The 5588-nt window shown below is 52.6% G+C and carries 1 protein-coding gene, 2 tRNA genes and 2 rRNA genes; all 5 read right to left on the minus strand.

Annotation, left to right across the window (positions count from 1 at the left end; translation table 11 throughout):
• Nucleotides 1-63: 63 nt before the first annotated feature.
• Nucleotides 64-2906 (minus strand): 23S ribosomal RNA (locus H6B51_RS16070).
• A gap of 396 nt (nucleotides 2907-3302) precedes the next feature.
• Nucleotides 3303-3379, minus strand: a tRNA-Ile gene (locus H6B51_RS16075).
• Between the two features lie 14 nt (nucleotides 3380-3393).
• Nucleotides 3394-3469: transfer RNA gene (locus H6B51_RS16080), tRNA-Ala, on the minus strand.
• 123 nt (nucleotides 3470-3592) lie between these two features.
• Nucleotides 3593-5121, minus strand: a 16S ribosomal RNA gene (locus tag H6B51_RS16085).
• The 16S and 23S rRNA genes sit together here with 2 tRNA genes alongside, the layout of an rRNA operon.
• Nucleotides 5122-5405: 284 nt before the next feature.
• The coding region (locus H6B51_RS16090; protein ID WP_204884617.1) for a hypothetical protein at nucleotides 5406-5588 on the minus strand (183 nt) is incomplete at its 5' end.

Below are 5588 nucleotides of genomic sequence, written 5' to 3' on the forward strand. Positions count from 1 at the left end.
AGCACCCTCAAAACCGAACAATGCAGATTTCCAGCCCAGGCAAGCGCCTGCAATCATCATGTTTAGGTCAAGCCCTCGGCTGATTAGTATCGGTCAGCTACATGCGTTACCGCACTTCCACCTCCGACCTATCAACGTCATAGTCTACGACGTGCCTTACTCCATGAAGGATGAGAGATCTCATCTTAGGGAGAGTTTCACGCTTAGATGCCTTCAGCGTTTATCTCGTCCGTACATAGCTACCCAGCCATGCCCTTGGCAGAACAACTGGTGCACCAGAGGTACGTCCATCCCGGTCCTCTCGTACTAAGGACAGCTCCCTTCAAATCTCTTACGCCCGCAACAGATAGGGACCGAACTGTCTCACGACGTTCTGAACCCAGCTCGCGTGCCACTTTAATCGGCGAACAGCCGAACCCTTGGGACCGAATTCAGCCCCAGGATGTGACGAGCCGACATCGAGGTGCCAAACCTCCCCGTCGCTGTGGACGCTTGGGGGAGATCAGCCTGTTATCCCCAGGGTAGCTTTTATCCGTTGAGCGACGGCACTTCCACTTGCATACCGCCGGATCACTAACTCCAACTTTCGTTACTGCTCGACCCGTCGGTCTCGCAGTTAGGCTCGTTTATGCGTTTACACTCACTGCACGGTTTCCGTCCGTGCTGAACGAACCTTTGAGCGCCTCCGTTACCTTTTAGGAGGCGACCGCCCCAGTCAAACTGCCCACCTAACAGTGTCCCCCGACCGGATTCACGGCCGCAGGTTAGAAAACCAGCAAATCAAGGGTGGTATCCCAAGGGTGGCTCCACCTAAGCTGACGCCCAGGCTTCCAAGCCTCCCACCTATCCTGTACATGATTTACCGATTTCCAGTATTAAGCTACAGTAAAGCTCCATGGGGTCTTTCCGTCTAGTTGCGGGTAACTGGCTTCTTCACCAGTACAACAATTTCGCCGGGTGGGCTGTTGAGACAGTGCCCAAATCGTTACGCCATTCGTGCGGGTCAGAACTTACCTGACAAGGAATTTCGCTACCTTAGGACCGTTATAGTTACGGCCGCCGTTTACTGGGGCTTCAATTCAAACCTTCGCTTGCGCTAAGCTCTCCTCTTAACCTTCCAGCACCGGGCAGGCGTCAGCCCCTATACGTCATCTTTCGATTTAGCAGAGACCTGTGTTTTTGGTAAACAGTCGCTTGGGCCTATTCGCTGCGGCCTCCCGTAGGAGGCTCCCCTTATCCCGAAGTTACGGGGTCATTTTGCCGAGTTCCTTAACAACCCTTCTCCCGTTGGCCTTAGGATTCTCTCCTCATCTACCTGTGTCGGTTTGCGGTACGGGCACCTTAGCATACCATACACCTTTTCTCGCCACAGAGCATCGCCCACTTCCCTACTTGATTTCGGTCCCTTACGCCCGGGTCAACCAACGCCCGGGTCAGGCTATCTCCATGTGTCAGTGTACTTAAGGTTCGGTGGCTACGGAATTTCAACCGTATGTGCATCGACTACGCCTTTCGGCCTCGCCTTAGCTCCCGGCTTACCCTGGGCGGACGAACCTTCCCCAGGAAACCTTAGATTTTCGGCCATTATGATTCCCACATAATTCTCGCTACTCATTCCGGCATTCTCACTCGTGTAAAGTCCACCGCTGCTTCCGCTACGACTTCACCCCGTACACGACGCTCCCCTACCCCGCACCTTACGGTGCAGCCCAAGCTTCGGTGTTACGCTTAGCCCCGTTATATTTTCCGCGCAGAGTCACTCGACCAGTGAGCTATTACGCACTCTTTTAATGAGTGGCTGCTTCTAAGCCAACATCCTGGTTGTTTTCGCAACTCCACATCGTTTTCCACTTAGCGTATCTTTGGGACCTTAGCTGTGGGTCTGGGCTGTTTCCCTTTTGTCCACGAGACTTATCTCACGTAGACTGACTGCTATCCATCAATTATCCGGCATTCAGAGTTTGATAGGGTTCAGTAACCTTATCGGCCCCTAGCCCATTCAGTGCTTTACCTCCGGTAATCTAAGATAACGCTAGCCCTAAAGCTATTTCGGGGAGAACCAGCTATCTCCGAGTTCGATTGGAATTTCACCGCTATCCACAGGTCATCACCGACCATTGCAACGGGCGTGTGTTCGGTCCTCCATGGGGTTTTACCCCCACTTCAACCTGCCCATGGATAGGTCACCCGGTTTCGGGTCTATTGCCACTGACTTTATACGCCCTATTCAGACTCGCTCTCGCTTCGCCTCCGGTACTGAATACCTTAAGCTTGCCAGTAACAATAACTCGCCGGACCATTCTACAAAAGGTACCTCATCACACATTAACGTGCTTTGAGTGCTTGTAAGCACAAGGTTTCAGGTTCTCTTTCACTCCCCTCCCGGGGTCCTTTTCACCTTTCCCTCACGGTACTGCTCCTCTATCGGTCATCAGGTAGTATTTAGGGTTGGAGGGTGGTCCCCCCAGCTTCCCACCGGGTTTCACGTGTCCGGCGGTACTCTGGAACTCGACTAACAGAACTCGGTTTTCGCCTACGGGGCTCTCACCCGCTATGGCCGGCCTTCCCATACCGTTCGGCTAACCTATCCTGCCGTTGTGTCGGTCCACAACCCCGAAGGATAAATCCTTCGGTTTGCCCTCTTCCGCGTTCGCTCGCCACTACTAGCGGAATCTCTGTTGATTTCTCTTCCTCGCCCTACTTAGATGTTTCAGTTCAGGCGGTTCCCCACCTACGCCTATTTGATTCAACGCAGGCTGACAGAGTATTGCTCTGCCGGGTTTCCCCATTCGGAAATCTGCGGGTCAAGGCTTATGTGCAGCTCACCGCAGCTTATCGCAGCTTGTCACGTCCTTCTTCGGCTCCTGATGCCAAGGCATTCCCCTTGCGCTCTTATTAGCTTGACCTTCGTCGGGGCAAGCTCCGTATCATTCGCTTCCGTGTGAACACGAAAGCTCACTCACTTCGCTGCCCCTCCTCCTCCTCGCAAACCCATTTCATTGGGCTTTGCTCGGATCTATGGTTCTCATGAATTATGCAGGCCTCACAGAAGATTTGCGCTCCATTGTTTTTACCCATCTAGAACGGCTTTCGCCATTCTATCTTTAAGTTCCACAACATTGCTGTTTGTCCTCTGTTGCTTGCTCTTGTACTTTCCATCTGCATTGTTCAGTTTTCAAGGTGCCAACTTCCAGTCTCTTTCAAGACCAGATCGAAATACCTGAGCCTCAGATACTTCGATCCAATATTGACTCTTCTATGGAACTTCTTTTTGCTTACTTTTTCTTTCATGAAAAAGTAAGTGGTGGGCCCAAGTGGACTCGAACCACCGACCTCACGATTATCAGTCGTGCGCTCTAGCCAGCTGAGCTATGGGCCCGTCTCGCTCCACTCTGGTGGAGATAATCGGGCTCGAACCGATGACCCCCTGCTTGCAAAGCAGGTGCTCTCCCAGCTGAGCTATACCCCCATCAACGCGTGTACCCTCTAAATTAAACAACGTGAAAGCTCCACCCGCTCCAGAAAGCTGACCTTAGGACGTTACTGTAGTTGTGCGGGCGATTGATAATCGCCCCTACAGAACTCTCCTTAGAAAGGAGGTGATCCAGCCGCACCTTCCGATACGGCTACCTTGTTACGACTTCACCCCAATTATCGAACCCACCTTCGGCCGCGCCCCCATTGCTGTTAGGCTACGGACTTCGGGTGTTCCCGACTCTCATGGTGTGACGGGCGGTGTGTACAAGGCCCGGGAACGTATTCACCGCGGCATGCTGATCCGCGATTACTAGCGATTCCAACTTCATACAGGCGGGTTGCAGCCTGCAATCCGAACTGGGATGGCTTTTAGGGATTTGCTCCCCCTCGCGGGTTTGCCTCCCTCTGTTGACCACCATTGTAGTACGTGTGTGGCCCAGGACATAAGGGGCATGATGATTTGACGTCGTCCCCACCTTCCTCCGTTTTGTCAACGGCAGTCTCGCTAGAGTGCTCTTGCGTAGCAACTAACAATAAGGGTTGCGCTCGTTGCGGGACTTAACCCAACATCTCACGACACGAGCTGACGACAACCATGCACCACCTGTCACCGGTGCCCCGAAGGGAAAGCCTATCTCTAGGCCGGTCACCGGGATGTCAAGCCCTGGTAAGGTTCTTCGCGTTGCTTCGAATTAAACCACATACTCCACCGCTTGTGCGGGCCCCCGTCAATTCCTTTGAGTTTCAACCTTGCGATCGTACTCCCCAGGTGGGATACTTATTGTGTTAACTGCGGCACGGAGGGGGTCAGACCCCCCACACCTAGTATCCATCGTTTACGGCGTGGACTACCAGGGTATCTAATCCTGTTTGCTCCCCACGCTTTCGCGCCTCAGCGTCAGTTACTGTCCAGCAATCCGCCTTCGCCACTGGTGTTCCTCCGTATATCTATGCATTTCACCGCTACACACGGAATTCCGATTGCCTCTCCAGCACTCAAGAACTACAGTTTCAAACGCAGGCTATGGGTTGAGCCCATAGTTTTCACGTCTGACTTGCAATCCCGCCTACACGCCCTTTACACCCAGTAAATCCGGATAACGCTCGCCACCTACGTATTACCGCGGCTGCTGGCACGTAGTTAGCCGTGGCTTATTCATCAGGTACCGTCATTTTCTTCGTCCCTGATAAAAGAAGTTTACAACCCGAAAGCCTTCATCCTTCACGCGGCGTTGCTGGGTCAGGCTTGCGCCCATTGCCCAATATTCCCCACTGCTGCCTCCCGTAGGAGTCTGGGCCGTGTCTCAGTCCCAATGTGGCCGGTCAACCTCTCAGTCCGGCTACTGATCGTCGCCTTGGTGGGCCGTTACCCCGCCAACTAGCTAATCAGACGCGAGGCCATCTCAGAGCGATAAATCTTTGGCAGCCAGAGTCATGCGACCCAGCTGCATCATGCGGTATTAGCAACCCTTTCGGGCTGTTATTCCCCACTCCGAGGCAGGTTCCTCACGCGTTACTCACCCGTCCGCCACTAAGTAACTCTATCAGTTGTCCGAAAACTCCGTCAAGAGCACTCCGTTCGACTTGCATGTGTTAAGCACGCCGCCAGCGTTCATCCTGAGCCAGGATCAAACTCTCAATAAAATGGTATCTAAAGAACCGAAGTTCCTCAAATCACTTTATTGAAGCCTAATTCTTAGCTTCAAAGAAATTTGTCAAGAGCCTTCTTCATCAAGCTTTTGCTTGCTTCAGAAGGACTTCTCGTCCTTTCTGGTGCTTCGTGTTTCTCTCACGTTGTTTAATTTACAAGGTACACGCTCCGGTCAGCCCGGCGGGCTGACGTGCTATTTATTTTAGCACTTCCGGTTTGGTTTGTCAAGAACTTTTTTCAAGTTTTTTCGGAGCTTTTGGGCTCCCAAACCTTGATCTCAGTCCTTTTTAAACTCGCTCTCGCCCTTCAGCTCGAACTCGTTTATTTTACCACGCACTGTCCGGTATGTCAAGCACTTTTTCAGAAGTTCTTCCGGAAGGCCGTCCAGGTTCCCCCCGGTCTCTTCCAGTTTTGGTTCCGTTTTCAGTGCCTTCCGTAAGGCGCTCAGATAGAATACCAC

The organism is Pseudoflavonifractor phocaeensis, assembly GCF_016901955.1.
GTDB classification, from domain to species: Bacteria; Bacillota; Clostridia; order Oscillospirales; family Oscillospiraceae; genus Flavonifractor; species Flavonifractor phocaeensis_A.